This is a genomic window from Kineococcus gynurae (assembly GCF_042433995.1).
Lineage (GTDB): Bacteria > Actinomycetota > Actinomycetes > Actinomycetales > Kineococcaceae > Kineococcus > Kineococcus gynurae.
The window spans coordinates 288,775-312,243 of the sequence record NZ_JBHLUI010000009.1; the positions used below are offsets into that span (position 1 = coordinate 288,775).

Consider the following 23,469-nt stretch of genomic DNA (forward strand, 5'->3'; position numbering starts at 1 on the left):
GCCGGGGTGGGCGACGGCGATCTCGTAGACGAGTTCCAGGCCGTCCTCCTCGTCGATCTGCTCCCCCACGTGCCGGAACCCGCGGTCCTCGACCAGGCGCAGGGAGGCGGTGTTGTCCGGTGCGACCGTGGCCCGGACGACCCGGACCGCGGGTTCGACGTGCGCCCGGGCCAGGAGGAGATCGACGGCCGCCCGCGCGATCCCCCGCCGCCGGAACCGCGGGTCGACGGAATAGCCGATCTCGACCATCCCCCGCTCGTCCGGGGGGCCGTGGAACCCCGCGTGGCCGACCGTCCCGAGTTCGGCGTCGTGCAGCAGGCCGGTGACCCAGGCCGCCTGGTCGGGGTCCGCGCCCACCTGGTCGCGCCGGTACTCCCACACCCGTCGGGCGTCGGCGCCGAGGACGTGGTCGGTCACGGGGACCGGGCTCAGCCGGCCCGCCCGTCCGGCGTCACCCGCGGCCAGCGCGGCGAACGTGGCGGCGTCCAGGGTCACGATGCGCACCCCCGCATCCTGACCCACGGGTCAACCGGTTTCCCCGGCGCGTCCGGCGATGCCCAGCAGGTCGCGGGCCGGCCCCGCGGGCAGGACCCCGCGCGGCCACACGGCCCGCAGGGCCCGCCGCAGGTCGACGCCGGCCACCGGGAGGGCGACCAGGCGCCCGCCGCGCACGTCGTCGGCGACGGCGAGCGCGCTCAGCACGGCCGGACCGGCCCCGGTCAGCGCCGCCGAGCGGACGGCACTGGTGGAGGCGAGCTCCAGCAGCGGCGGGGCGAGGTCGACGTCCTCCCCCGCGGCCGTCAACGCGGTGCGCAGGGCTCCCTCCAGGGCCGTCCGCGTACCCGAGTGCGGCTCCCGCTGGACGAGGCGGACCCGGGCCAGCTCGACCGCCGTCAGCGGTCGGGCCCGGCGCCGCCGCCACGGGTGGCTCGGGGCGACCACGACCCGCAGCTCGTCGTGGGCGACCACGGTCGAGTCCACCCCCTCCGGCACGTCCGGCCCCTCGACGAAACCGAGGTCCACCCGCGCGTCGCGGACCCGGCGCAGCACCTCGGCGCTGTTCACCGGTTCGAGGCTCACCGCGGTCTCCGGGTGCTCGGCCGCGAGCCGGACCAGCCACTGCGGCAGCAGGTACTCGGCCACGGTGAGGCTCGCCGCGACCCGCAGCCTCGTCCCGTGGTCGGCCCGCAACGAGGCGATCCCGGCGTCGAGGGCGCCCGCCGCGGCCAGGACCTCCCGGGCCCACACGACCAGGAGCGCACCCTCCCGGGTCACCCGGGCCCCGCGCGGACCCCGGTCCAGCAGCCGCACCCCGACCTGGCGTTCCATCCGGGCCAGGCGGGCGCTCACCGCGGGCTGGGTCACGCCGTGGCGCAGGGCCGCCTGGCCGAAGCTGCCGGTCTCGTCGACCGCGAGCAGCAGCTCCAGCGAGGTCAGGTCCGGCACGCGCGGGGAGAGCACCCGCTCGAGGCTACGCCCCGGCCATCACGAAACGTTGGGACCTCCCCACGGACGGAGGGCTGCCGCCCGCGCTGCGACCGGCCGAGGCTCGGAGGGTGAGCACCGCGACCGCCCCCGTCCGCGTCCCCCGAACGCCCGTCGCCCGCGGACTGGCCCAGTTCGGCCCGAACTGGTTCACGGCCGTCATGGGGACGGGCATCGTCGCGACCGCGGCCGCCACCCTGCCGGTGCCGGTCCCCGGACTGCGGCCCGTCGCCACCGGGGTCTGGCTGCTGGCCGGCGCCCTGCTCCTCACGCTGCTCGCGGTCTCGGTGGCCCACGGGCTACGGCACCCGTCGGTGGCGCGGGCCCACCTGCGCCACCCCGTGCGTGGTCACTTCTACGGCGCCCCGCCGATGGCCCTGATGACCGTCGGAGCGGGCACGCTGCTGCTCGGACCGGACGTCGTCGGCCCGCGCGCGGCCCTCGGCCTGGGTGCGCTGCTGTGGGCCCTGGGGACCGTGGGGGGACTGGCCAGCACCGTGCTGGTCCCGTGGGTGGGGTTGCGGCAGAACGGGTACGACCAGGCGACCGCGTTCGGCGGGTGGTTGGTGCCCGTCGTCCCGCCCATGGTGTCGGCCAGCGTCGGCGCCCTGCTGGTGCCGCACGCGCCGGCGGGGGCGGGCCGCGAGGCCGTGCTCCTGCTCTGCTACGCGTGCGCCGCCGTCTCGCTGCTGGCCACGGCGGTGCTCGTCCCCGTCCTGCTCACCCGGTGGCGGCGGCACGGCGCCGGGCCGGCGGCCGCGGTCCCGACCTGGTGGATCGTGCTCGGCCCGCTGGGCCAGGGGGTCACCGCGCTGGTGTCGCTGGCCGCGCACGCCCCCGGGACCCTCCCCGCCGCCTGGGTACCGGTCGCCGGGCTCACCGCGGTCGGGGCCGGTGTCGTCCTGGGCGGGGCCGCGCTGGCCTGGCTCGCGGTGGTCGTGGTGCTGACCGTGCGCACCGCGTGGGCTCGGGGCGGGCTGCCGTTCTCGATGACGTGGTGGAGCTTCACGTTCCCGGTCGGGACGCTGGTCACCGGCGCCGGGGCGCTCGCCCACCGGACGGGGTCACCCGTCCTCGCCGGACTGGCCGTCGTCCTGTTCGGCCTGCTGGTGACCGCCTGGCTCGTCGTCCTCCCCCGGACGGTGCGGGGCGTGCTGGACGGGACCCTGCTCCCCGGGTCGAGCGTGGCGAGCGAGCTCAGTCGCGCGGCGGGCGCGGGCTGCGCTGGTCGACCAGGCGGGCCAGCCGCATGGCCTCGTCCTCGGCGGCCTTCCCGTCGGCGCGCTGCACGGCCATGACCGGGATGTTCTCGCCGTCGTCGGTGTCGAGGGTCAGCCACGGGCCGGCGCCCCCGAAGCGCACCCCGACGATCCCGTCCCAGTCCACCCGCCGGGTGAAGACGACGTTGCGGACGACGAGGGCCTCGCGGGTCACCAGGGCCCGCACCCCGACCAACCGGACCAGCCCACCCGCGACCACCACCCCGAACAGCAGCGCCGAGATCGTGTCCAGCGGGGTCCAGGTCGCCTCGGGATCGACGGTCAGCGCCACCGACATGGCGATCATCGACGCCATCACCAGGGCCGCCAAGGGGTAGCCGACCCACCGGGCCCGACGCGGGCGGAACGCGCGGGTGGAGACGGTCCCGTCCGCACTCACAGGCGGCACGCGTGGATGCTGGTGACCATGATCGCCCGGGCGCCGAGGTCGTAGAGGTCGTCCATGACCTGGTTGGTCTGGCGCGCCTTCACCATGGCCCGCACCGCCACCCAGTCCGGGTCGGCCAGCGGCGACACCGTGGGCGACTCCAGCCCCGGCGTGATGGCGCAGGCGCGGTCGAGGATCTCGCGCGGGCAGTCGTAGTCGACGATCACGTACTGCCGCGCGACCAGGACCCCCTGCAGGCGGCGGACGAGGACGTCGACCGCCGAGGACGGCTCGGCGCCGGCCCGACGGATCAGCACCGCCTCCGACGTCATGACCGGCTCGCCGAAGATCTCCAGACCGGCCGCGCGCAGCGTCGTCCCGGTCTCGACGACGTCCGCGATCACGTCGGCGATGCCGAGCGCGACGGCGGTCTCGACCGCGCCGTCGAGGTGCACGACGTCGGCCGAGACCCCGTGCTCGGCGAGGTGCTTGCCGAGCAGCCCCGAGTAGCTCGTCGCGATCCGTCGCCCCTGCAGGTCGGCCACCGAGGCGGCCGTTCCCGGGAAGGCCGCGAACCGGAAGGTGCTGCGGGCGAAGCCGAGCTGCAGGATCTCGTCGGCCGGGGCCCCGGAGTCCTGCAGCAGGTCGCGCCCGGTGATCCCGGCGTCCAGCGTCCCCGCGCCCACGTACAGCGCGATGTCGCGCGGGCGCAGGAACACGAACTGGACGTTGTTGGTCGGGTCGTCCAGCAGCAGTTCCTTGGACTGGCGGTGCTGCTGGTACCCGGCCTCGCGGAGCATGGCGCTGGCCGCCTCCGACAGCGCCCCCTTGTTGGGCACCGCGATGCGCAGCACGGGTCGTCGGTCCTTGTCCACGCGGGTTTCCCTCACAGGTGCTTGTAGACGTCGGCGAGGGTCAGCCCGCGGGCGATCAGCAGCACCTGCAGGTGGTACAGCAGCTGCGAGACCTCCTCGGCGGTGCGCTCGTCCGACTCGTGCTCGGCCGCCATCCAGACCTCGGCGGCCTCCTCCACGATCTTCTTGCCGATCGCATGGACCCCGGCGTCGAGCTCCGCCACGGTGCCGGAGTTCGCGGGTCGGGTACGGGCCTTCTCGCCCAGTTCGGCGAACAGGTCCTCGAACGTCTTCACTCCGGAAAGGCTACCGGGGCGCGACCTCGCGCAGCGCCACCGCGGTCTCCAGCGCCGCGAACACGGCCTCGCGGCCCTTGTCCTCGCGGCTGCCGTGCAACCCGGCCCGGTCGATGGCCTGCCCCTCGTTGTCGACGGTCAGCACGCCGAACCCGACCGGGGTCCCGGTCTGCACCGAGACCTGGGTCAGCCCGTCGGTGGCGGCGGAGCACACGTAGTCGAAGTGCGGCGTGGACCCGCGGATGACGACGCCCAGGGCGACGACCGCGTCCACGGTCGGGGCCAGTCGGGCCGCGGCGACCGGCAGCTCGAAGCTGCCCGGCACCCGGATCTCGACGACGTCGGCGACCCCGGTGTCCTGCAGGGCCTTGCGCGCCCCGGCCAGCAGGCCGTCCATGATCTGGGTGTGCCAGCGGGCGGCGACGAGCGCGACCCTCAACCCGGTCCCGTCGACCTCGACGTCGGCGGGGGCTCCCTGACCACTCATGCGTGTCCTCCAGTCGTGCGACGGTTCCCGGCGGGGCGTGCTGCCTCGATCATGCTGGACGTCACGACCGCGTCGCCGCGAGGTGGGCGCGCAGCTCGGCGATGGTCAGGACGGGCAGGTCGTAGCGCGCACCCAGCTCGGCGATCTCCGGCCCCTTCATGACCGGGCCGGCGTCGGTGACGAGCTCGGAGATGACGGCCACGGGCGGCAGACCGGCCAGCCGGCAGAGGTCCACGGCGGCCTCGGTGTGCCCGGGGCGTTCCAGGACGCCGCCCGGACGGGCCCGCAACGGGAACACGTGGCCCGGGCGGATCAGGTCGGCGGGGACCGACGTCGGGTCGGCCAGGACGCGCGCGGTGCGGGCACGGTCGGCCGCGGAGATCCCCGTGCCGACCCCGGCCGCCGCGTCCACGCTGACCGTGTAGTCGGTGCGCAGCGAGTCCTCGTTGCGCTCCACCATGGGCGGCAGGGCGAGTTCGGCGGCCCGCTCGGCGGGCATGGGGACGCAGATCATCCCCGAGGTCCAGCGCACGGTCCAGCCCATCCACTCCTCGGTCGCGAGCGCCGCGGGCAGGACGACGTCGCCCTCGTTCTCCCGGTCGGCGTCGTCGGTGACGAGGACGGGGCGACCGGCGGCGAGCGCCGCGAGCGCGGTGTCCAGGGGGGAGGCGACGAGCGTGCTCACCGGGCGCCCCCCGTCGCGACGAGTCGTTCCACGTACTTGGCCAAGACGTCCACCTCCAGGTTCACGAGTTCTCCGATCTGTTTGCGCCCCAACGTGGTCAGCTCCAGCGTGGTGGGGATGAGCGACACCTCCAGCCACGGGTCGACGGCGTCGGGGGCGCTCACCGCCGACACCGTGAGCGAGGTGCCGTCGAGGGTGATCGAGCCCTTCTCGACGACGTACCGGGCGAGTCCGGTCGGGACGGCGACCCGGACGACCTCCCAGCGCTCCCCCGGGGTGCGGGCGGCGATCGTCCCGGTGCCGTCCACGTGGCCCTGCACGACGTGGCCCCCGAACCGGCCGGAGGCGGCCATGGCCCGTTCCAGGTTGACCCGGCGCCCCGCCTCGACGCCGCGCAACGAGCTGCGCCGCAACGTCTCGGCCATGACGTCGACGCTGAAGGTGTCGGGGGCGGGCTGGTCGGTCACGGTGAGGCAGACGCCGTCCACGGCGATCGAGGCGCCGTGGGTCGCGTCGGAGGTGACCAGCGGCCCGCGCACGGTGAGCCGGGCGGCCCCGTCCTGGGCGTCGCCGATCAGCTCGACCTCGACCACCTCGCCGATCTCCTCGACGATTCCGGTGAACATGTCAGTGCTCCTTCGTGCTGCAGCCCTGCAGCGGCTGGGCCGCCTGCAGGACGGTGGGGACGGTGAGGGTCGGGCGGGCGACGAGCCGGACGTCGTCGCCGATGCGGGAGACGCTGCGGGTGCGCAGCCGGGCGATGTCGTCCATGGCGCCGATCCCGAGGTCGCCGACGGCCTGCGGACCGGCGCCGAGCAGGGCGGGGGCGAGGTAGGCGACCACCTCGTCGACGAGCCCGGCCCGCCAGAAGGCGGCGGCGACCTGCGGCCCGCCCTCGAGGAGGACGCTGCGGATCTCCCTGTCCTGCAGCACCTGCAGAGCCTCGACGGGATCATGGGAGGCGATCTGCAGGAAGTCCGCGCCCGGGGCCCGCAGCCGGGCACCCGCGGGCACCGGTCGGCGGCCCAGCACCACCCGCAGCGGCTGCGGCCCGACGACCCGCCCGTGCGAGCGGACGCTCAGGGCCGGGTCGTCGGCCAGCGCGGTGCCGGTGCCGACGAGGACGGCGTCGTGCTCGGCCCGGAGCCGGTGGACGTCGGCCCGCGCCTCGGGAGAGGTGATCCAGCGGCTGCTGCCGTCGGCGGCCGCGGATCGACCGTCGAGGGTCGCGGCCCACTTCCAGGTGACCCAGGGGCGGCCCCGGCCGACCGCGGTGTCCCAGCGTTCGTTGAGCTCGCGCGAGTCGGCGGCGGCGACCCCGGCGACGACCTCGACGCCCGCCGCGGCCAGCACGTCGGCCCCGCCCGCGGCGACGGGGTTCGGGTCGGGGGCGCCGACGACGACGCGGGTGACCCCGGCGGACACCAGGGCCTCGGTGCAGGGGCCCGTCCGGCCCGTGTGCGCGCAGGGTTCGAGGGTCACGACGGCGGTCAGCCCGGCGGCCGGACGCCCGAGGTCACGCAGGGCGTCGGCCTCGGCGTGCAGGCTGCCGGCCCCGCGGTGGTGCCCCTCGGCGAGGACCCGCCCGCTGCCCGGATCCAGCAGCACGCAGCCGACGCGGGGGTTGGGACCGCGCACCGGTCCCCGCGCGGCCAGGTCGAGGGCGCGACGCATGGCCTCGACCTCGTGCGGGAGCGCACGGTCGGCGGGGAGCACTGCGGTCATTCCTGTCACCTCCGGTCCGGGCGGACTACGGGGCGACACGGAGGCACGGGAGGACGACGGACGTCCACCCGACGGGCGGCGAGGGACGCGACGAGGACCCGGAGACGACTCCGGGGCGGACCCGGGACGAACCAGGGTCGGCAGGACCACGCAGCGCCCCACGACGCCGCGCGCTGCCTCCCATCCGGACTTTCACCGTCGGCCCCGGAATTCCACCGGATCAACCCCCCACCGAGGCGGAGGGCTCGCGGACTGTCACCGCCGGTTCGGAATTGCACCGACCCCGGAGCACGCGTGTCATGCGGTACTTGGGGGCGAGTGTGCCACGTCGGCGGCGCTCTTCCCACCGCAGACCGACGTGACCGGCGTCACCCGCAGGCGGCGGCGAGGGCCCGGAGCTCGGCGATGCGCCCGGCGACGTCCTCGACGCCGTAGACGGCCGAGCCCGCCACGAACACGTCGGCACCGGCCTCGGCGGCCCGCTCGATCGTCGCCGCGGAGATTCCCCCGTCGACCTGCAGCCGGATGTCCAGGTCCCCGATCGCGGCCCGCGCCCGGCGGATCTTGGGCAGCGTCACGTCGAGGAAGCTCTGCCCGCCGAAACCCGGCTCGACGGTCATCACCAGGATCATGTCGATCTCGGGGAGCAGGTCGACGAACGGTTCGAGCGGGGTCGCCGGGCGCAGCGCCAGCCCGGCCCGACCGCCCGCGGCCCGGATGTCACGGGCGAGTTTCACGGGGGCGGCCGCCGCCTCGGCGTGGAACGTGACCCCGGCCGCGCCCGCCTCGGCGTACCCCGGGGCCCACCGGTCCGGGTCCTCGATCATCAGGTGGCAGTCCAGCGGGATCGGCGAGACCCGTTGCAGCGCCTCGACGATCGGCAGCCCGAGGGTCAGGTTGGGGACGAAGTGCCCGTCCATGACGTCGACGTGGGCGGCGTCCGCCGAGGCGATCCGCTCGAGTTCCGCCTGCAGGTTGGCGAAGTCGGCGGACAGGATGCTGGGGTTGATCTGCGGGGCGGCCACGGCGCCCGACCCTACCGACCGCCGCGGTGGGGGCCGGCACTCCCCCGGCGGACCACGTCGACCGGGTACAGGTCGAGGACGGAGGCCACCCCCAGCTGCCGCAGCGTCGTCTCCAGCTCGCCACGGAACCGGCCCAGCACGTCGGCGACCCCCTGCGCCCCACCGGCCGCGAGCCCCCACATGACGGGACGACCCACGTGCACCGCCCGGGCCCCCGTCGCCAGCGCCGCGACCACGTGGTGCCCGCCGCGCACGCCCGAGTCGACGTGGACCTCGCACTCGCCGCCGACCTCGGCGACCACCTCGGGCAGGGCCGAGGCGCTGGTGACGGAGTTCCCCAGCCGGCGCCCGCCATGGGTCGAGACGACGACGCCCTCGGCGCCGGCGTCGACGCAGCGTCGGGCGTCGCGCGCGGTCAGCACCCCCTTGGCCAGCACCGGCAGACCCGAGATCGAGGCGAGCCAGCCGATGTCGTCGGGGCCCACGGCGAAGTTCGTGCCCAGCCCGGCCCCCGCCGCCTCGACCTCGGCCGCGCTGAGGTTGCCTGTCCGGAACCGCAGCGACTCGTCCGGCCAGTTCGGCGGGTGGATCTCGGGGTGCTCGACCGAGAGCGAGGTGGTGTCGACAGTGAGGACGAGCGCCGCCGCCCCGGCCTCGACCGCGCGTTCCACCAGGGTGCGGGTGATCCCCCGGTCGGCGGTCAGGTAGACCTGGTACCACCAGGGCGCGCCCTCGGCGGCGATGTCGGCGAACCGGACGCCGGTGTTGGTGGACACCCCGAGCAGCGATCCCTGCGCGGCGGCGCCCCGGGCGGTCGCGACCTCGCCGAGCGGGTTCGCCGCGACCTGCTGGGCCATGGGGGCGACCACGATCGGGCTGGCCACCGGGGTCCCGAGGAGTTCGACGCCGGTGCGGATCGTGCTGACGTCGCGCAGGACGCTCGGCCGCAGGCGCAGGGCGTCCCAGTCCTCGACGCCCTCCCGGGCGCAGGCTCCGTCACCGGCGACGGAGTGGACGTAGCGGGAGACGTAGTCGGGCAGGACGGCGTCGGCGCGGGCGGCGAGCTCCTCGATCCAGGTCACCCGCCCGATCCTGGCACCTCCCCCTCGCCCCGGGTACGCGCCCGGCGCACGAGGTCGTCGAACTCGGCGTCCACCCGGGCCTGGTCGGCGGCCAACCGGTCGTCGATGTCGCGGGTGCTCGGGGGCGCCGGTCGGGAACTCTCCGCGAACCCGGCCTGGTCGGCGTACCAGACGCCGCTGCGGCGCTCGACGCGCTGCGGGCGTCCCGCGACCAGCCAGGCGATCCCGCCGACCAGCGGGAGCAGGATGATGAGGACGATCCAGGCCACCTTGGGCAGGTTCCGCACCCGGTCCTTGTCGGTCTGGATGCAGTCGATCAGGCAGAAGACCAGGAGGGCGAGCTCCAGCAGCGCCGGGAGGATTCTGATCACCGGCCGACCGTAGTGCCCGACCCGTCCCCTCCACGCCCACCGGAAAGGTTTTCACCGTGACGGACCTCGTCTACGTCTTCGACGGCTACTGCGGTTGGTGCTGGGGTTTCCACCCGGCCGTCCGCGAGCTCGCCGCCGACGACGGCCTCGCCGTGACCGCGCTGCCCGGTTCGTTGTTCACCGGGTCGCGGCGCGCGCCGCTGTCGGCGTTCGGGTTCATCCGCCAGGCCAACCAGCAGGTGACCGCCCTGACCGGGGTGGAGTTCGGCGCCGAGTTCGAGGCGACGCTCGACGAGGGCAGCCTCGTCCCCGACTCCGACGACGCCGCCCGGCTCTGGACCGCCCTGCGCGCGGTGGCCGGGCCGGGGCGCGACGTCGAGCTGGTGACCGCCCTGCAGGCCGCGTTCTTCGTCGAGGGGCGCTCGCTGTCCGATCCGGGCACCGCGACCACGGTGGCGGCGTCCCTCGGCCTGGACCCCGGGGCGACCGCGGCCGCGCTGGCCGACCCCGAGGTCGCCGCCGCGGCGCGGACCGCGCAGCAGCAGGCCCGCGCGCTGGGGGTCGACCGCTACCCGACGCTCCTGGTCCGGACCGGGCCGGGCCGGACGTCCGTCGGGCCGGCGACGAGTTCCGCCGCCGACCTGCGGGCCGAGCTGGCCGCGCTGCGCGGCTGACGGGGCGCGGCGGAAGAGGGCGCGGCGGCGCGGGTGGGTCAGCGCCGCCGCAGCAGCTGCACGTGCATCGCGTCGGTGCCGTGGGTGTGCGGCCACAGCTGGACCGCCTGTCCCGCAGCGACTCCGGGCATGCTCTCGGCCCCGGGCACCGTGGCCAGGACGGCCGGGGTGTCGAGCCGCTCGACCTCCAGGCCCTGCTTGCCGGCCGCGCGGATCGCGTCGTCGACCACCAACCGGGTCTCGGCGAGCACCGGCGAGCAGGTCGCGTAGGCCACGACGCCACCGGGGCGCACCGCGCGCAGCGCCGAGCCCAGCAGCTCCCGCTGCAACGGACCGAGGCTGCCGAGGTCGGCCGGGGTACGGCGCCAGCGGGCCTCGGGCCGGCGCCGCAGCGCACCGAGGCCCGTGCAGGGCGCGTCGACCAGGATCCGGTCGTAGGCCGCCGGTTCGTCGTCGCCGACCTCGCGCCCGTCGGCGACGCGCACGGTCACCGCGTCCTCGCCGTGGCTGCGGCGGATGCCCGCGAGGGAGGTCCGGACCAGCTCGGCCCGGTGCGGGGCGACCTCGACCGCGGTCAACCGCGCGCCCCGGGTGGCGGCGACGGCGGCCAGCAGCGCCGCCTTGCCGCCGGGGCCGGCGCAGAGGTCGAGCCAGGCCTCGTCGCGCCCCTCGAGCGGAGCCGCGGCGAGCACGTGGGCCACGAGCTGGGACCCCTCGTCCTGCACCCGCGCGTTGCCGTCGCGCACCGCGGGGACGGCCCCCGGGTCGCCCCGGCGGACCACGGCCGCGGTGGGCGACCAGCGTCCCGGCTCCAGCTCGACCCGGGTGTCGGGCTCGAGGAGCTTGCGGGGGGCGGCCAGCCCCGGCAGCGCGCACAGGGCCACCGCCGGCGCCTCGTTGTCGGCGGCCAGCAGGACGGGCAGCTCCGCGGGGTCGGACCCGTGCGCGCGCAACGCCTCCCGGAGGCTGCGCACGATCCACTCGGGGTGGGAGGAGACCAGCGCCAGCCGCGCGTCCTCGCTGCCGCCCGCCTCGGCGGCCAGCCGGTCGAGCTCGGTGGCGAGGTCGAGGCCCACCAGGGACCGCAGCACGGCGTTGACGAGGCCCGAGGGACCGGCCCCGACCTCGACCCGGGCCAGCGCGACACTGGTCGCCACGGCCGCGTGGTCGGGGACCCGCATCGCCAGCAACTGGTGGGCGCCGATCCGCAGCACGTCGAGGACGGGGGCGTCGATCTCGGACAGCGCCCGGTCGGTGACGGAGGCGATGAGCGCGTCGTAGGCCCCCCGCCCACGCAGCACGCCGTAGGTCAGCTCGGTCGCGAAGGCCGCGTCCCGGGCGTCGAGCCGCTTGGCGCGCAACATCTTCGGGAGGACGAGGTTGGCGTAGGCGTCCTCGTCCCCGACCGCCCGCAGCACCGCGAACGCGACCCGACGGGCGTCGTCGACCGCGGTGAACCGGTCGCGCTGCACGCCGGAGCGCTCCCGCTGCCCGGCGGGGCGAGCCTGCTCGCCGATCGCCCGGTCCTGCCGGGGTCGACGCGGCCCCCCCGGTCGTCCGCCTCGGGCCTCGCTCATCGCAGTTCCTCTCCGTCCGGTCGGACCCCGCGGGCCCAGTCGGTCGCCGCCATCGCCTTCTTGCCCGCCGGTTGCACCGACACCAGTTCCAGAGGGTGCGTCCCCGTCCCGACGAGGACCCGCCGTCGTTCCACCCGCAGCCGGCCCGGGAGGAGCCCGTCGGGCGCGTCGGCGGGCCGGGCCAGCCGCCCCACCTTGAGCCGGGCGTCGCGGAACGTGGTCCACGCCCCCGGGTCGGGGGTGCACCCCCGGACCCGGCGGTGCACGACGTCGGCGGTCCCGGTCCAGTCGACGCGGGCCTCGGCGACGTCGATCTTCGGGGCCAGGCTGATTCCGTCGGAGGGTTGCGGGACGGGCCGGGACTCCCCCGCCTCGACCCGGTCGAGCACATCACGCAGCAGCTCGGCCCCCGAGGCCGCGAGCCGGTCCAGGAGCTCCCCGGCCGTCTCCTCCGACCCGACCGGGGTCGTGAACCGACCGTGGACCGGGCCGGTGTCCAGCCCCTCCTCGAGGGAGAACACGCACGCGCCGGTGACCTCGTCGCCGTTCATCAGCGCGCGTTGCACGGGCGCGGCCCCGCGCCAGGCGGGCAGCAGGGAGAAGTGCAGGTTGAGCCAGCCGAACCGGGGGACGTCGAGCGCGGCCCGCGGGACGAGGGCGCCGTAGGCCACCACCGGGCAGGCGTCGGGGGCCAGCTCCCGCAGGCGGTCCAGGAACTCCGGGTCGCGCGGACGCTCGGGTTGCAGCAGTTCGATCCCGGCGTCACGGGCCAGGGCGGCCATGGGCGAGGGGACGACCCGGCGACCGCGCCCGGACTGCGCGTCGGGGCGGGTGAGCACCGCGACCACCTCGTGGGTGGAATCCAGCAGGGTTCGCAGGGCGGGCACCGCGACCTCCGGCGTGCCCGCGACGACCAACCGCACTAGCGGGCCTGCCCGAACGTGGAGTGGGGGCTGACCTTGACCTGCGGGACGTCCTGCCCGAGCCACTCCGCCTCGCGGACGGCCTTGAGCGCGAGCTTGCGCTGGGCCTTGTCCAGCCGGTCGATGAACAGCACGCCGTCGAGGTGGTCGGTCTCGTGCTGGATGGCACGGGCCTTGAACTCCGAACCGCTGATGACCACCGGTTCGCCGTGCATGTCGAAGCCCTTCGCGACGACGTGCAGCGAGCGACGGGTGTCGGCGAAGATGCCGGGGAACGAGAGGCAGCCCTCGTCGCCCTCCTGGCACTCCTCGGACAGGTCCAGCACCGGGTTCACGAGGTGCCCGAGCTCACCGTCGGCGTGGTACGTGAAGACCCGCAGCGACACCCCGAGCTGCGGGGCGGCCAGCCCGGCACCGGGCGCGGCCAGCATGGTGTCCTCGAGGTCCTTGACCAGGCGGCGCAGCTCCTTGTCGAAGGTCGTGACCTCCTGGGCGCGCTGCCGGAGGACGGGGTCCCCGAACAGCCGGATCGGCTGGACTGCCACGGTGCTCCTCGACGTCTCTAGGGTGCTTCGCAACCGCCGAGTCTACGGCGTGACGGGGTGTCCCCCGGTCGGCGCAGTTCGAGGTGCGCGCCCCGCGGGCGGAGGACACTGTGATCCCATGCGCCTCGGAACCAGCATCTTCCTCCTCGCCCTCGGGGCGATCCTGGCCTTCGCCGTCAGCCTCTCCGTCTCGGGGATCGACCTGAAGACCGTCGGGATCATCCTCATGGTCGTCGGCGTCCTCGGGATCATCCTCGAGTTCGCCCTGTTCCGGCCGCGGGCCGGTCGCTCGACCACGACCACCACGCGCCGCGAGCTCTGACCCCCTCCGACGGCGGGACTCGGACGGCGGGGCTCAGACGGCGGGGAAACCCGCCGTCGGCTCCGGCCCGTCGCTGCCCGCGGGGTACGTCTCCAGCGGCACCTCGTCGTCGCGCCAGGCCTGGATGACCGGGGCGAGGATGCGCCAGCAGTCCTCCGCGGTGTCGCCGCGCACGGAGAGCAACGGGTCGCCGTCGAGGACCCCCGCCAGCACCTCCCCGTAGGCGGGCAGCTCGGAGTCGCCGAGGCGGGCCGTGATGGTGGCCCCGTCGAGGTCGAACGGGTCACCGGGGGCGTTGACGTTCAGGTCGAGGCTCACCGTGTCGGGTTTGAACCCCAGCCGCAGCCGGGTCGGCCCCGGGGTGCCGAGCAGGCCCGCCATGAGGTGCGGCACCGGCTTGTAGGTGATCACGGCCTCCTTGCGGGCCCGGCCCAGCGCCTTGCCCGAACGCAGCCGGAACGGCACGCCGGCCCAGCGCCAGGTGTCGATGTGCAGGACGACCTCGGCCAGGGTCTCCGTCTGCCGGTCGGGGTCGACCCCGTCCTCGGCGGCGTAGTCCGGCAGGTCCCGGTCCCCGATGGTTCCCGCGGTGTAGCGGGCCCGACGGCTCGCCTCCTGCGGCGTCCCGGCCAGCCTCGTCGCCCGGAGCAGCTGCGCTTTGCGGTCGCGGAACTCGCGTTCGTCGAGCGCCGAGGGCGCGTCCATCGCGAGCACCGCGAGGACCTGCAGGAGATGGCTCTGGATCATGTCGACCAGGGCACCGGCGTGGTCGTAGTACCGGGCCCGTCCCTCCAGCGCCAGGTCCTCGTCGTAGAACACGTCGACCCGTTCGACGTGCCCGGCGTTCCAGGTCGGCTCGAAGATCCGGTTGGCGAAACGCACCCCGAGGGTTCCGAGGACCGTCGAGGTCCCGAGGAAGTGGTCGACGCGGTGCACGTGCTCCTCGGGGACGAGCTGGGCGACGACCTGGTTCAACTCGTGGGCGCCGGCCTCGTCGGAACCGAAGGGTTTCTCCATGACCAGCCGGGTGCTCTCCGGCAGGTCCTTCCCCACCAGGTTGCGGCAGGCCTCGGCGGTGACCGCGGGCGGCAGCGCGAAGTACACCGCGACGGGCGCCGTGCAGGAGTTCATCAGGTCCAGCAACGCCTCGGCGTCGGTGACGTCGACCTGGGCGTACCGGCTCCCGTCCCGCACCGCCGTCGCCGCCTCGGCGTCGGGTCCCGCGTCGATCGCCTCCGCGAACGACCTGGTGACCACCTCGCGCCACCGGTCGTCGTCCCAGTCCTCGGACCCCGCGCCGACGAGCTGCAGGCCCGATCCGTGGCCGTGCGCCGGGTCCTCGCTGCGGTCGGAGACGAGCAGCCGGGCGAGCCCCGGCATGAGCAGGCGCGAGGCGAGGTCGCCGCTGGCGCCGAGGATGAGCAGCGTCGCGACCGGGTCGCCGCCGGACCGACCGTCCTGCCGGGCGCCGGAGGCTCCGTGCCCCCCGCCCGCACCGGGCGCATCGCTGGTCGGGCTCTCGCTGCCGCCCGTGGCCGGGTCGTCGTGGTGGGTCACGGGCCACACCCTGCCCAACATCGCGGAGGGCCGCACGACGGGTCGGGCGCGGGATGCGGCGGAGATCGGAACCGTCGCCCCGAGGGCACCGGGTCCAGGTGGAGGTGGGGCCCTCGCCTCGTCGACGTCCGGGTGCGGGCCCGCGGCCCGGTGAAGGCATGTGCGAGGTCATTACGCCTTGTCCTGCAACGGTTCTGGCAACCTTTTCGGTTGATCTTGGACGGCTGTCCGGGTAGAATTCGGACATGAGTACGGGGGTCGTGGAACCGGTCAAGGTGGGGGATCAGTTGGCGCCCCGTGACGCCCTGACCGAGTTGCTGCAGGCCACCGAACGGCTCCGCTCCACCGGTCACGCGATGGCGATCGACGCCGTGGTCGCGGTGCTGGACTGGGTCCGTCGTGAGCACCCCGACGTGGTCCGTGCCCGGGACCTGGGCTGCACCCGCGACGGGGAGGAACTCACCCCCGAACTCCTCGACCACCTCATCGCCGAGGTGGCGGCGATGATCCTGGCCGAGGCACGGCACCTCTCCCACCTGCAGGCGGTCGGTCAGGTCGGGGATGCCCTCGACGCGCTGGCCGACCCGGTCCTGCACGACGCCTACCGGGCCGGTGGCATCACCGCCACGCACCGCGCGGTGATCCGGCGCGCGCAGGACCGCCTCGCCGCCCGCGAAGCGACGCTGGTCCCGGTCGAGGGCTCGGGGGGAGTGCGGGTGGGGGTGTTCGGGGAACCCGTCCTCGACGGCGACGCGCTGGTCTCGGCCCGGAAGGAACTGACCGCCTCGGCGCTGGCCTACATCGCGACCGCTCAACCCACGCCGCAGCAACTGACCCGGCACTGCACCAAGGTCATCCGACGGCTCACCCCCGAGCACGTCCCCGTCGCGGTCCGGGTGGCCGACGCGAACCGCCACGTCAGCGTCGACCTCTGCGACACCGGTGGGGACTCCGGTCTGTCCGCGCACCTCACCGCCCTGGTCGGCAGGGACGTCGCGCTGCGCTTCGATCGGTGGTTGACCGCCGCGGCCGACGCGGCCGCCGACCACGCCCGCGCTGCGGGTACCCGCGATCACCGCACGCATCAGCAGCGCCGCGCCGACGTGTTCACCGACGTCCTCACCACCGCGATGCGCGAGGGCGTCCCCGCCCTCTCCGACCCCACCACGCCGGCGGAGCCCGGTGAGGTGAACCCGGTCAAGCACGTCCTGACCCACCGCCCCGCGTCCTCCACCACCGTGCACGTGACGATCGCCGCGCGGACGCTGCTGGGGTTGGACGACGAACCGGGCGAGGTCGCCGGGATCGGTCCGGTTCCCGGTGCCCTGGCCCGCGCGTTGGCCGCGGATGGGGACTGGCGAAGAATCCTCACCGATCCGGTATCGGGTGAGGTTCTCGACGTCTCATCCCGGGTCTACCGCCCCGGCGCCGCACTGAAAAGATTCGTCCAGGCCAGGGACCGGACCTGCACCACCCCGGGCTGCCTGGTGCCCGCGATCGACTGCGACCTCGACCATCGGATCCCGTTCGAGGAAGGCGGGCAGACGGTCCGGTCGAACCTGCACGCCTCCTGCCGTCGGCATCACCGGCAGAAGACCCTGTACGTGTTCGAGCACCGCACCGCCCACCGCCGGCGAGTGCGTCAGCAGACGCATCTCACCTGGGGTGGTCCGGAAACGCCGCCGTTCTAGGGTTCCGAGGCCGGGGGTTTCGGCCGATGGAGCGAACACAACCTCAGTCTCACGAGCGGGCGCCGATTGCCTCAGCCGGCGACGGCACGGCGCGGACCCCCTACGCGCGGCGACCCACACGCGGATACATGGGGCGACGGGCGGCCCCGGCCGCGGCCTACCCGGACCGGCTCCGAGTTCACGGTCACGGTCACGGTCACGGTCACGGACGTCACGGTCCTGCCGATGACCGCACTGTCGCGCTCGTGTCGATGATTAGGGCACCGCGGGTGCCCGGCTCGTACTGGTTAGAGCAACCGGCAGTAGGCGAAACCTGTTAATCTCTTCTAACGTTCCGTGAATGACGACGGCCGAGTCCGGCATGCACCCCGCATTCGCCAGCGTGGGCGCTAAGTGGCGCCGTGCCCTTGCGCGGCGTCAGGAGTTGATCGAGAGCATCGAGGCGTGGAACCTTCCTGGCCACGTCGAGCTGGCGAATGCTGTCTTCGACGATGAGGGACGCCGCATCGGCATCCTCGCCCGCCTCAGAGGAGCCACCGCTGCTGGACTGGGCAGTCGCCGCATCTGAGGCGGTGCAGTCCTTCCGCGACGCGCTCGACCATGCCGTCCATGCCATTGCTTGCGTGCACCACCAGGCCGACCCGCCGCCGTCCGACCGTCTGCTGTCGTTCCCGATCACCGAGGACGCGGCGAAGTGGAAGAAGTTCGCCAAGACGCTCGCCAAACTGCTTCCGCTGCCGGTGATCGACGCCATCGTCCGGGCGCAACCCTGGACTACTGGCGATCCGGCGTTGAGGTGGCTTAATGACCTCAGCAACAGGGCCAAGCACCGCTCGCTCCACCTGATGTCGCTGGCACAGCCCGCGTCTCTCGCCGAGATCACTTATGTGGACGGTATCGAGGGCCTTGGGCCATGGCTGGCGCCGACCGGCCCGCTCAAGGTCGGTGAGTGGAAGCCCATCGGCGGGGTCATGGCCGATGTGCCGTTGCCACCAGACATGACGGCCAACGTCGGCCTCAACACGGCTCATGTCTTTCACGATTTAGACGACGCCAAGGAAGTCGGCGAAGTCTTCAATGCCGTTGCCGACGAGGTGGGACGTGTCTTGAACGTCTTGCAGGAGACCCTACGCGGCCTGACGTAGCGGGGTAGGTCCCGCGCACCCCAATCCCAGCTGACCGGCGAGATGAACTGGTCACCCCGCGGTGCGAGGGTGAACGGTGACCCCGCGGTGCGCGTGACATCGGCAACGACCGACGTAGAGCAACAGAGGGCCGCGATGCGCGCACAACCGGGACGGACCGGTGCCGTCCTCCGGTCGGCAAATCCACCTTGACCGCCGCGCCCCCAACCTGGAGGTTGATGAGAAATCCCGGCTGGCCCTCCGCTGTTCTCGTCAGCCTCGCCGTGGCCACGCTCTCGCTCGTAGTGGTCCTCCGGGATGCCGCGGGCGGACGCGCAACGCCTCGCTGATGCTCTGGCCGCACGGGCGGACCAGGGATCACACGGCACCGCTCCGCACCCGGGCCAGCACCTCGGCGGACGGTTCCCCGCCGTGCAGGGCCAGGGCGGCGACGGCGGCCCCCTGGGCGCCGTCGCGCGCCGAGCGGAGGTCCAGCCCGCGCAGGGCGTCGGTGAGGGCCGGCGTCCGCGAACGACCGGGGGCGAGGAGGCCGTGGTGGGCCACGCTGCCGCCGACCACGAGCGGGTCGCCCGGCCCGGCGACCCGGGCGATGAGGGCCGCGAGGTCGTCCTGCGCCGCCGCGACGACGGCGGCGGCCACCGCGTCCGTCGCCGCGTGCTCGAACGCCAGGGGCGCGAGCCGGGCGAGGGCGACCGGGCGCTCGGCGTAGGTGTGCCGCACCAGACCCGCGTAGTCCCCGCCGACCCCGGCGAGCACCGGTCCGGCGAGGCTCGTGCGGGGGCCGAGGCCGTGCTCGGCGGCGACGACGGCCCGCACGATCGCGTGACCGATCGCGAAACCGGAGCCGCCGTCCCCGAGCAGCCACCCCGCGCCCCCGACGGCGCGGACGACGACCCCGTCCTCGACCCGCGCCGCGTTCGACCCGGTTCCCGAGACCACGGCGGCCCCGGTCGGTTCGTCGGCGCCGGATCGGAACATCGCCAGCACGTCGGAGACGACCCGGACCTCCGTGGCCGGGCCCACCCCGAGGGCGGAGCGCAGGTCCGCCGCGCCCAGCAGGTGCTGCTCGCCGGCCATCGCCAGCACGGCCAGCGACACCCGGGCCGGGTCGGCGCCGGTCACGGCCTCGGCCGACGCGGCGGCGACCGACGCCAGAGCACGCTCCGAGCCGGCCGACGTGGGGTTCCCGGCTCCCGACCGACCCCGCCCGAGCACCGTCCCGTCGCTGCGCAGCAGCAGGGCGCGGGTCGAGGTGCCGCCGGCGTCCAGGGCCAGCAGCAGGTCCTGCACGCTCACCGCAGGCTGCCCTGGGCGACCGACCCCTGCAGCCGACGTTGGAACACGATGTAGACCACGAGCACCGGCAGGATCGTCAGCACCGCGGCCGCGAACAGGCCGCCGAAGTCGATGGCGTAGCCGGCCTGCGAGGCGAACCCGGCCATCGCCTGGGTGAGCACGTAGGTCCCCCGGTCGGAGTTCAGGACGACGGGCAGCAGGAACTGGTTCCACAGCCCGACGAAGTTGAGGATGGCGACCGAGACCAGACCCGGCGTCGCCATCGGCAGCATCACCTGGAAGAAGGTACGCCACTCCCCCGACCCGTCGATCGAGGCCGCCTCGGCGATCTCCCCGGGCAGGTCCTCGAAGAACGAGAGCAGGAAGAAGACGGTGAACGGGTAGGCGTAGGCGGTGTAGGCCGCGACCAGCCCGGGCAGCGTGTTGAGCAGCCCGGCCTGGCGCAGGATGAAGAACAACGGCACCACGGCCAGGAACACCGGGAACGTCAGCCCGGCGATGATGAGGATCCGGACGACCGCCCGCCCGGGGAAGGCGAACCGGGCCAGGACGTAGGCCGACATCGAGCCGAGCAGCATGGTCAGCACGAGGGCGGCGCCGACCACGACCAGCGAGTTGACGAACGACACCCCGATCCCGGCTTCCGTCCAGGCGTTGGCGTAGTTGCCGAACTGCGGCGACGCGGGCAGCGAGAACGGGGAGGAGAGGATCTCCCGGGTCGTCTTCAACGAGCTCAGGACCGTCCACAGCAGCGGGGCGAGCACCGCCACCGACCAGAGGACCAGCACCGCGTGCGAGGCGGTCCCGACCCACCGCTCCCCCCGCCGGGCCCCGACCCCGCTCACCGCAGACCACCCCGGGTGCGCCCGCCGCGCTCGAAACCGGGCAGGAACCGGCTCAGCCCGAACACGACCCCCACGAAGAGCAGGGTCACCACGGCGAGCACCACGCCCATCGCGCAGGCCACCCCGAACTGACCGCGGGTGAAGGCCGTGGTGAAGATCTGCTGGGTGACGACGAGGGTCGAGTTGTCGGGCCCCCCGGTCGGGTTGAGCGCCTGGAGGTACACGAAGGCGTCGAGGGCGAGGATGCCCATGTAGACGTAGGCGGTGCGGACCCCGCCGGCGATGCCCGGGGCGGCGATGTGCACCGCGGAGCGGAACCGCCCCGCCCCGTCGAGGCGCGCCGCCTCGAACAGCTCGGGATCGATGCCCCGGATCGCCGCGACGAACAGCACCAGGTAGAAGCCGACGAACGCCCACACGATGACCGCCATGGTCGCCGGCATCGCCGTGCCGGGGTCTCCCAGCCAGGCGAAGTCCCGGAACCCGTCCAGCCCGAGGGCCAGCAGGAACCCGTTGAGCAGACCGTTCGCCGGGTTGAAGACCTGGCTGAAGATGATGCCGATGACGATGGCCGGGACGACGTAGGGGAAGAACGAGACCACGCGGTAGAACCCCGAGTTCCGCAACCCGCGGACCCCGCCGGAGGTCGACCCGCCGAAGGTGACGAGGACGGCGAGGACGAAGGACAGGAACAGCGTCACCGCGGGGACGACCAGCAGCAGGAGCAGACTGTTGCCGAGGGCCGTGAGGAAGGTGCCGTCGGAGAACAGCCGCTGGTAGTTGGCCAGGCCCACGAACGGCTGGTCCGGGCTGAACCCGCTCCACCCGGTCACCGAGTAGTAGACGGCCTGCGAGAACGGGTACAGGACCATGAGGAAGTAGAACGCGAAGGGGACCCCGAGGAAGACCAGGATGAGGCTGCGCCGGTCCCAGCCCGACCGCCGACCCCGCGTCCGGGCCGGACCCGGGGTCGGGGTCGGGGTCGGGGACCTCACTTCACCTCGATCTTGACGACCGAGTCGTCCTCCCGGATCCGGTCGAAGAGGTCCTGCATGCCCGCGGCCAGCCTGGCGGCGTCGGAGTCCCCGGACAGGAACGAGTTCCAGAGCACGTTCACGTCCGACGTCATGCCGTAGGTCTGCACGAAGTTGTAGGAGAACGTGTCCGTCCCGGCGGCGTCGAGCATGGACACCTGGCTGGCCAGCGCGGTGGAGCCGAACGCGTCGGCGGGGACCGTCCCGCTCACGATGGTCGAGGCCAGCTTGGTGCGGGCGAACTCCGTGGCCGTCTCCTTGGACAGCATGACCCGCAGCATCTCCTTGCCCCCGGCCGGGTTCTTGCCGCGGCTGGGCACGACGTAGGGCTCGTTGGGGGTGTTGTTGATCGCCGTCACGGGCAGCGCGGCCGACGACGAGGCGACCGGGGCCGGCGCCCCCGTCATGCGGAAGTCCTCGGCCGTCGCGTCCTTCATCTCGTTCTCGATCCAGGATCCCGAGGGGTAGAGCAGCGCCTCCTGGGCCTGGCTCCACTGCGCCTGTGCCGCGGTGAACTGCGTCCCCGCCCCGCCCGGACGCATGTAGCCCCGGGCGACGACCTGCTCCATCGCGGCCAGCACCGCGGTGACGGCGGGCCGCGACCACGCGTCGGCGGCCAGGTTGCCCATCGACACCCGGACGTCGTCGCCACCCTCCTTGATGGCCGAGTCGAGCATCAGGGTGAGGTAGTAGGACGCCGCCTCCTTGCCCCAGGTGAACAGGTACTTGTCCTGCGCCCGGGCGGCCGCGCCGAGCGCGAGGGCCTCGTCCCAGGTGGTCGGCGGTGTCCACCCGTTGGCCTCGAACAGCGACGCCGAGTACCAGACGGCGTAGACGGTCAGGACGTAGTTGATCGCGGCGAGCTTGCCGTCGTACTGCCCGACGTCCAGCACCCCGGGGTAGAGGGTGTCCGAGATCGTGGTGCCCTCGAGGTTCTTCGCCTCCACGACCGCGCTGAGGTCCTCCAGCTGCGCCGCGATCGTCGCTAGCCCGATCGCCCCCGCGCCCGAGTTGTCGACGAGATCCGGCGGGTTGCCGCCCACGAAACGCGGTTGCAGCTGCTGGGCGATCTGGGTCGAGGGGGAGATCGTGACCTCGACGCCCGGGCGCGCCTTCTGCAGGACGCCCGCGGCGAAGGTCGCGTAGTCCGTGCCGTACCCGCCGTCGAAGATCACCGCGTCCACCGTCGAGTCGGCCGGCACCCCGAACGGGTTGTCGGCGCTGACCTCCCCGGTCTGCTGCGGGGTCCCCCCGCCGTCGTCCCCGCCCGCGGCGCACCCGGCCACCATGACCAGAGGCGGTGCAGCGCAGAGGAAACGGAGAAGGTTTCGACGGTCCATGACGTCTCCTCGGGTGGTTCTCGGTGGAGCTCGGTGCGGTTGTCGGGTCAGGCCCCGCGGCGGATGCGGCCCGCGTAGCGGTCCTCCCAGGCGCGGTTGTGCTCGTCCCCGCCGGGCACGTTCGCCGAGACGTAGACGGGGGGTTCGACCCCCAGGGCGGCGAGCCGGGTGACCGTGCCCAGCGTGAGGACCTGGGCGATGTAGGCGGAGGTGAGGGAGGAGACGGCGCCCATCGCGACGTCCTGCCCGGCGATCCCGGCCAGGGTGGAGTCACCGTAGGGCGCCCGGTTGTCGAGGACCACGTCGGCGACCTCGCTCAACCGCTTCCCGCTGGGGTGCTTGGGCTCCACCCGAGCGGTGTGCTCCAGGGAGGTCACCGCGACGACCGGGTGACCGTGCTGGTGGGCGAGCAGCGCGACCCCCACCACCGAACCGTTGACCCCGGAGTTCGAGGCGATGACGAACACGTCGGCCTCGTGCCGGTCCACCGTCGCGAAGATCTCCTCGGCGATCCGCGGATCCCGTTCCAACGGGGGCCGGCCGAAGAGTTCCCCGGTCGTGCGCGATCCGTGGAGCACCACGTCGCGCAACGCGATCCGGTTCGTGGGGATCAGTCCCCCGGCCCGACCGGCCACCTCCATCGCGAATGCCTCGGAGTGTCCCGTGCCGAAGGCCTGCACCACCCCGCCCTGGGCCACGGAATCGGCCAGGAGCTCGATCGCGGCGTCGAACTCGCCCGCGAGCGCACCCGTCGAGATGTCGGCCAGGCGGCGGGTGACCTCGTCGGAGAACGAGGGCACCACCGACCGGAGTTCGTCGAGCTGTGAAGTCCCCACGTCGTTCCTTCCGCCGGTTCCCGCACC

General features: G+C 73.9%; 25 protein-coding genes, 2 pseudogenes and 1 riboswitch. Of the genes and pseudogenes, 6 read left to right on the top strand and 21 right to left on the bottom strand.

Annotated features, from left to right (window positions below; all coding sequences use genetic code 11):
* Nucleotides 1-84: 84 nt before the first annotated feature.
* Together ACFFKU_RS12930 and ACFFKU_RS12935 are read right to left on the bottom strand one after the other, a co-directional pair.
* Nucleotides 85-522 (bottom strand): annotated as a pseudogene (locus ACFFKU_RS12930) (GNAT family N-acetyltransferase); the annotation flags it as partial.
* 3 nt (nucleotides 523-525) lie between these two features.
* A complete protein-coding gene (locus ACFFKU_RS12935) occupies nucleotides 526-1,461 on the bottom strand; it encodes a LysR family transcriptional regulator (protein WP_380138508.1) in 936 nt (311 codons plus the stop codon).
* Nucleotides 1,462-1,556: 95 nt separating this feature from the next.
* On the opposite strand from ACFFKU_RS12935, the gene ACFFKU_RS12940 reads away from it, so the two are divergent.
* Entirely contained in the window at nucleotides 1,557-2,783 is a 1,227-nt protein-coding gene (locus tag ACFFKU_RS12940; RefSeq protein WP_380138509.1) for a TDT family transporter, read from the top strand.
* Here ACFFKU_RS12940 and ACFFKU_RS12945 read toward each other — a convergent pair.
* The 10 genes and pseudogenes from ACFFKU_RS12945 to ACFFKU_RS12990 all read right to left on the bottom strand — a co-directional run bounded on the left by ACFFKU_RS12945 (nucleotide 2,683) and on the right by ACFFKU_RS12990 (nucleotide 9,657).
* The gene (locus ACFFKU_RS12945; RefSeq protein ID WP_380138510.1) at nucleotides 2,683-3,153 is read right to left on the bottom strand and encodes a PH domain-containing protein; all 471 of its coding nucleotides are present in this window, start codon (nucleotides 3,151-3,153) and stop codon (nucleotides 2,683-2,685) included. The two genes, ACFFKU_RS12940 and ACFFKU_RS12945, sit on opposite strands and share 101 nt — an antisense overlap.
* Nucleotides 3,141-3,986 (bottom strand): ATP phosphoribosyltransferase, encoded by an 846-nt coding sequence (hisG, locus tag ACFFKU_RS12950; protein WP_380138715.1) that lies wholly within the window; start codon nucleotides 3,984-3,986, stop codon nucleotides 3,141-3,143. Before hisG ends, ACFFKU_RS12945 begins: the two co-directional genes overlap by 13 nt.
* 32 nt (nucleotides 3,987-4,018) lie before the next feature.
* Nucleotides 4,019-4,282 (bottom strand): phosphoribosyl-ATP diphosphatase, encoded by a 264-nt coding sequence (locus ACFFKU_RS12955; protein WP_380138511.1) that lies wholly within the window; start codon nucleotides 4,280-4,282, stop codon nucleotides 4,019-4,021.
* Nucleotides 4,283-4,292: 10 nt separating this feature from the next.
* On the bottom strand, nucleotides 4,293-4,769 hold the full coding sequence (ribH, locus tag ACFFKU_RS12960) for a 6,7-dimethyl-8-ribityllumazine synthase (RefSeq protein ID WP_380138513.1): 477 nt from the start codon (nucleotides 4,767-4,769) through the stop codon (nucleotides 4,293-4,295).
* Nucleotides 4,770-4,842: 73 nt separating this feature from the next.
* Nucleotides 4,843-5,430 (bottom strand): annotated as a pseudogene (gene ribB, locus ACFFKU_RS12965) (3,4-dihydroxy-2-butanone-4-phosphate synthase); the annotation flags it as partial.
* A gap of 20 nt (nucleotides 5,431-5,450) precedes the next feature.
* Nucleotides 5,451-6,080 carry a riboflavin synthase gene (locus ACFFKU_RS12970; protein WP_380138515.1) on the bottom strand — a complete coding sequence of 210 codons (630 nt, stop codon included), beginning with the start codon at nucleotides 6,078-6,080 and terminating at the stop codon, nucleotides 5,451-5,453.
* 1 nt (nucleotide 6,081) lies between these two features.
* Complete coding sequence (gene ribD, locus ACFFKU_RS12975; RefSeq protein ID WP_380138517.1) at nucleotides 6,082-7,179, bottom strand: bifunctional diaminohydroxyphosphoribosylaminopyrimidine deaminase/5-amino-6-(5-phosphoribosylamino)uracil reductase RibD; 1,098 nt, start codon at nucleotides 7,177-7,179, stop codon at nucleotides 6,082-6,084.
* A gap of 168 nt (nucleotides 7,180-7,347) precedes the next feature.
* Nucleotides 7,348-7,475, bottom strand: a riboswitch (FMN riboswitch).
* A 72-nt stretch (nucleotides 7,476-7,547) separates the two neighbouring features.
* Nucleotides 7,548-8,204: a ribulose-phosphate 3-epimerase gene (gene rpe / locus ACFFKU_RS12980; RefSeq protein ID WP_380138519.1), complete on the bottom strand. Its 657-nt coding sequence runs from the start codon at nucleotides 8,202-8,204 to the stop codon at nucleotides 7,548-7,550.
* 11 nt (nucleotides 8,205-8,215) lie between these two features.
* Nucleotides 8,216-9,286, bottom strand: coding sequence for an alpha-hydroxy acid oxidase (locus tag ACFFKU_RS12985; RefSeq protein ID WP_380138521.1), 1,071 nt, complete (start codon nucleotides 9,284-9,286; stop codon nucleotides 8,216-8,218).
* Nucleotides 9,283-9,657 carry a PLD nuclease N-terminal domain-containing protein gene (locus ACFFKU_RS12990; RefSeq protein ID WP_380138523.1) on the bottom strand — a complete coding sequence of 125 codons (375 nt, stop codon included), beginning with the start codon at nucleotides 9,655-9,657 and terminating at the stop codon, nucleotides 9,283-9,285. The genes ACFFKU_RS12985 and ACFFKU_RS12990 overlap by 4 nt, the downstream gene beginning before the upstream one ends.
* Before the next feature lie 56 nt (nucleotides 9,658-9,713).
* Here ACFFKU_RS12990 and ACFFKU_RS12995 point away from each other — a divergent pair, with 56 nt between their 5' ends.
* Nucleotides 9,714-10,331, top strand: a complete 618-nt coding sequence (locus ACFFKU_RS12995; RefSeq protein WP_380138525.1) for a DsbA family protein — start codon at nucleotides 9,714-9,716, stop codon at nucleotides 10,329-10,331.
* Between the two features lie 38 nt (nucleotides 10,332-10,369).
* Here ACFFKU_RS12995 and ACFFKU_RS13000 read toward each other — a convergent pair whose 3' ends face one another.
* Genes ACFFKU_RS13000 through def form a run of 3 tightly spaced genes read right to left on the bottom strand, consistent with a single transcriptional unit; the run spans nucleotide 10,370 to nucleotide 13,376 of the window.
* Entirely contained in the window at nucleotides 10,370-11,908 is a 1,539-nt protein-coding gene (locus ACFFKU_RS13000; RefSeq protein ID WP_380138526.1) for an RsmB/NOP family class I SAM-dependent RNA methyltransferase, read from the bottom strand.
* Complete coding sequence (gene fmt, locus ACFFKU_RS13005) at nucleotides 11,905-12,831, bottom strand: methionyl-tRNA formyltransferase (protein WP_380138527.1); 927 nt, start codon at nucleotides 12,829-12,831, stop codon at nucleotides 11,905-11,907. Before fmt ends, ACFFKU_RS13000 begins: the two co-directional genes overlap by 4 nt.
* Nucleotides 12,831-13,376 carry a peptide deformylase gene (gene def, locus ACFFKU_RS13010; RefSeq protein WP_380138529.1) on the bottom strand — a complete coding sequence of 182 codons (546 nt, stop codon included), beginning with the start codon at nucleotides 13,374-13,376 and terminating at the stop codon, nucleotides 12,831-12,833. The genes fmt and def overlap by 1 nt, the downstream gene beginning before the upstream one ends.
* A gap of 118 nt (nucleotides 13,377-13,494) precedes the next feature.
* Between def and ACFFKU_RS13015 the strand changes: the two genes are divergently transcribed.
* The gene (locus ACFFKU_RS13015) at nucleotides 13,495-13,698 is read left to right on the top strand and encodes a DUF6458 family protein (RefSeq protein ID WP_380138531.1); all 204 of its coding nucleotides are present in this window, start codon (nucleotides 13,495-13,497) and stop codon (nucleotides 13,696-13,698) included.
* Between the two features lie 33 nt (nucleotides 13,699-13,731).
* Here ACFFKU_RS13015 and ACFFKU_RS13020 read toward each other — a convergent pair whose 3' ends face one another.
* On the bottom strand, nucleotides 13,732-15,255 hold the full coding sequence (locus ACFFKU_RS13020; RefSeq protein WP_380138532.1) for a glucose-6-phosphate dehydrogenase: 1,524 nt from the start codon (nucleotides 15,253-15,255) through the stop codon (nucleotides 13,732-13,734).
* A 245-nt stretch (nucleotides 15,256-15,500) separates the two neighbouring features.
* On the opposite strand from ACFFKU_RS13020, the gene ACFFKU_RS13025 reads away from it, so the two are divergent.
* The 3 genes from ACFFKU_RS13025 to ACFFKU_RS13035 all read left to right on the top strand — a co-directional run bounded on the left by ACFFKU_RS13025 (nucleotide 15,501) and on the right by ACFFKU_RS13035 (nucleotide 18,091).
* The gene (locus ACFFKU_RS13025; RefSeq protein WP_380138534.1) at nucleotides 15,501-16,946 is read left to right on the top strand and encodes an HNH endonuclease signature motif containing protein; all 1,446 of its coding nucleotides are present in this window, start codon (nucleotides 15,501-15,503) and stop codon (nucleotides 16,944-16,946) included.
* A gap of 340 nt (nucleotides 16,947-17,286) precedes the next feature.
* Nucleotides 17,287-17,514 carry a hypothetical protein gene (locus tag ACFFKU_RS13030; protein WP_380138536.1) on the top strand — a complete coding sequence of 76 codons (228 nt, stop codon included), beginning with the start codon at nucleotides 17,287-17,289 and terminating at the stop codon, nucleotides 17,512-17,514.
* A 4-nt stretch (nucleotides 17,515-17,518) separates the two neighbouring features.
* Nucleotides 17,519-18,091 carry a hypothetical protein gene (locus ACFFKU_RS13035; RefSeq protein WP_380138538.1) on the top strand — a complete coding sequence of 191 codons (573 nt, stop codon included), beginning with the start codon at nucleotides 17,519-17,521 and terminating at the stop codon, nucleotides 18,089-18,091.
* A 357-nt stretch (nucleotides 18,092-18,448) separates the two neighbouring features.
* Here ACFFKU_RS13035 and ACFFKU_RS13040 read toward each other — a convergent pair whose 3' ends face one another.
* From ACFFKU_RS13040 to ACFFKU_RS13060, 5 genes are read right to left on the bottom strand one after another with little or no spacing between them, the layout of a single operon-like run.
* Nucleotides 18,449-19,387, bottom strand: coding sequence for an N-acetylglucosamine kinase (locus tag ACFFKU_RS13040; RefSeq protein WP_380138539.1), 939 nt, complete (start codon nucleotides 19,385-19,387; stop codon nucleotides 18,449-18,451).
* Nucleotides 19,384-20,232, bottom strand: coding sequence for a carbohydrate ABC transporter permease (locus ACFFKU_RS13045; protein WP_380138541.1), 849 nt, complete (start codon nucleotides 20,230-20,232; stop codon nucleotides 19,384-19,386). Before ACFFKU_RS13045 ends, ACFFKU_RS13040 begins: the two co-directional genes overlap by 4 nt.
* Nucleotides 20,229-21,227, bottom strand: coding sequence for a carbohydrate ABC transporter permease (locus ACFFKU_RS13050; protein ID WP_380138543.1), 999 nt, complete (start codon nucleotides 21,225-21,227; stop codon nucleotides 20,229-20,231). Before ACFFKU_RS13050 ends, ACFFKU_RS13045 begins: the two co-directional genes overlap by 4 nt.
* A complete protein-coding gene (gene ngcE, locus ACFFKU_RS13055; RefSeq protein WP_380138545.1) occupies nucleotides 21,224-22,606 on the bottom strand; it encodes an N-acetylglucosamine/diacetylchitobiose ABC transporter substrate-binding protein in 1,383 nt (460 codons plus the stop codon). Before ngcE ends, ACFFKU_RS13050 begins: the two co-directional genes overlap by 4 nt.
* Nucleotides 22,607-22,653: 47 nt before the next feature.
* Nucleotides 22,654-23,442: a sugar isomerase domain-containing protein gene (locus tag ACFFKU_RS13060; RefSeq protein ID WP_380138547.1), complete on the bottom strand. Its 789-nt coding sequence runs from the start codon at nucleotides 23,440-23,442 to the stop codon at nucleotides 22,654-22,656.
* Between the last annotated feature and the right edge of the window lie 27 nt (nucleotides 23,443-23,469).

What these genes read in the sequence shown, in the direction of transcription:
- ribH (WP_380138513.1), bottom strand. Translation starts at nt 4,769, where the DNA reads ATGAGTGGTCAGGGAGCCCCCGCCGACGTCGAGGTCGACGGGACCGGG.
- ACFFKU_RS12970 (WP_380138515.1), bottom strand. Translation starts at nt 6,080, where the DNA reads ATGTTCACCGGAATCGTCGAGGAGATCGGCGAGGTGGTCGAGGTCGAG.
- ribD (WP_380138517.1), bottom strand. Translation starts at nt 7,179, where the DNA reads ATGACCGCAGTGCTCCCCGCCGACCGTGCGCTCCCGCACGAGGTCGAG.
- ACFFKU_RS13000 (WP_380138526.1), bottom strand. Translation starts at nt 11,908, where the DNA reads ATGAGCGAGGCCCGAGGCGGACGACCGGGGGGGCCGCGTCGACCCCGG.
- ACFFKU_RS13015 (WP_380138531.1), top strand. Translation starts at nt 13,495, where the DNA reads ATGCGCCTCGGAACCAGCATCTTCCTCCTCGCCCTCGGGGCGATCCTG.
- ACFFKU_RS13025 (WP_380138534.1), top strand. Translation starts at nt 15,501, where the DNA reads ATGAGTACGGGGGTCGTGGAACCGGTCAAGGTGGGGGATCAGTTGGCG.
- ACFFKU_RS13030 (WP_380138536.1), top strand. Translation starts at nt 17,287, where the DNA reads ATGACGACGGCCGAGTCCGGCATGCACCCCGCATTCGCCAGCGTGGGC.
- ngcE (WP_380138545.1), bottom strand. Translation starts at nt 22,606, where the DNA reads ATGGACCGTCGAAACCTTCTCCGTTTCCTCTGCGCTGCACCGCCTCTG.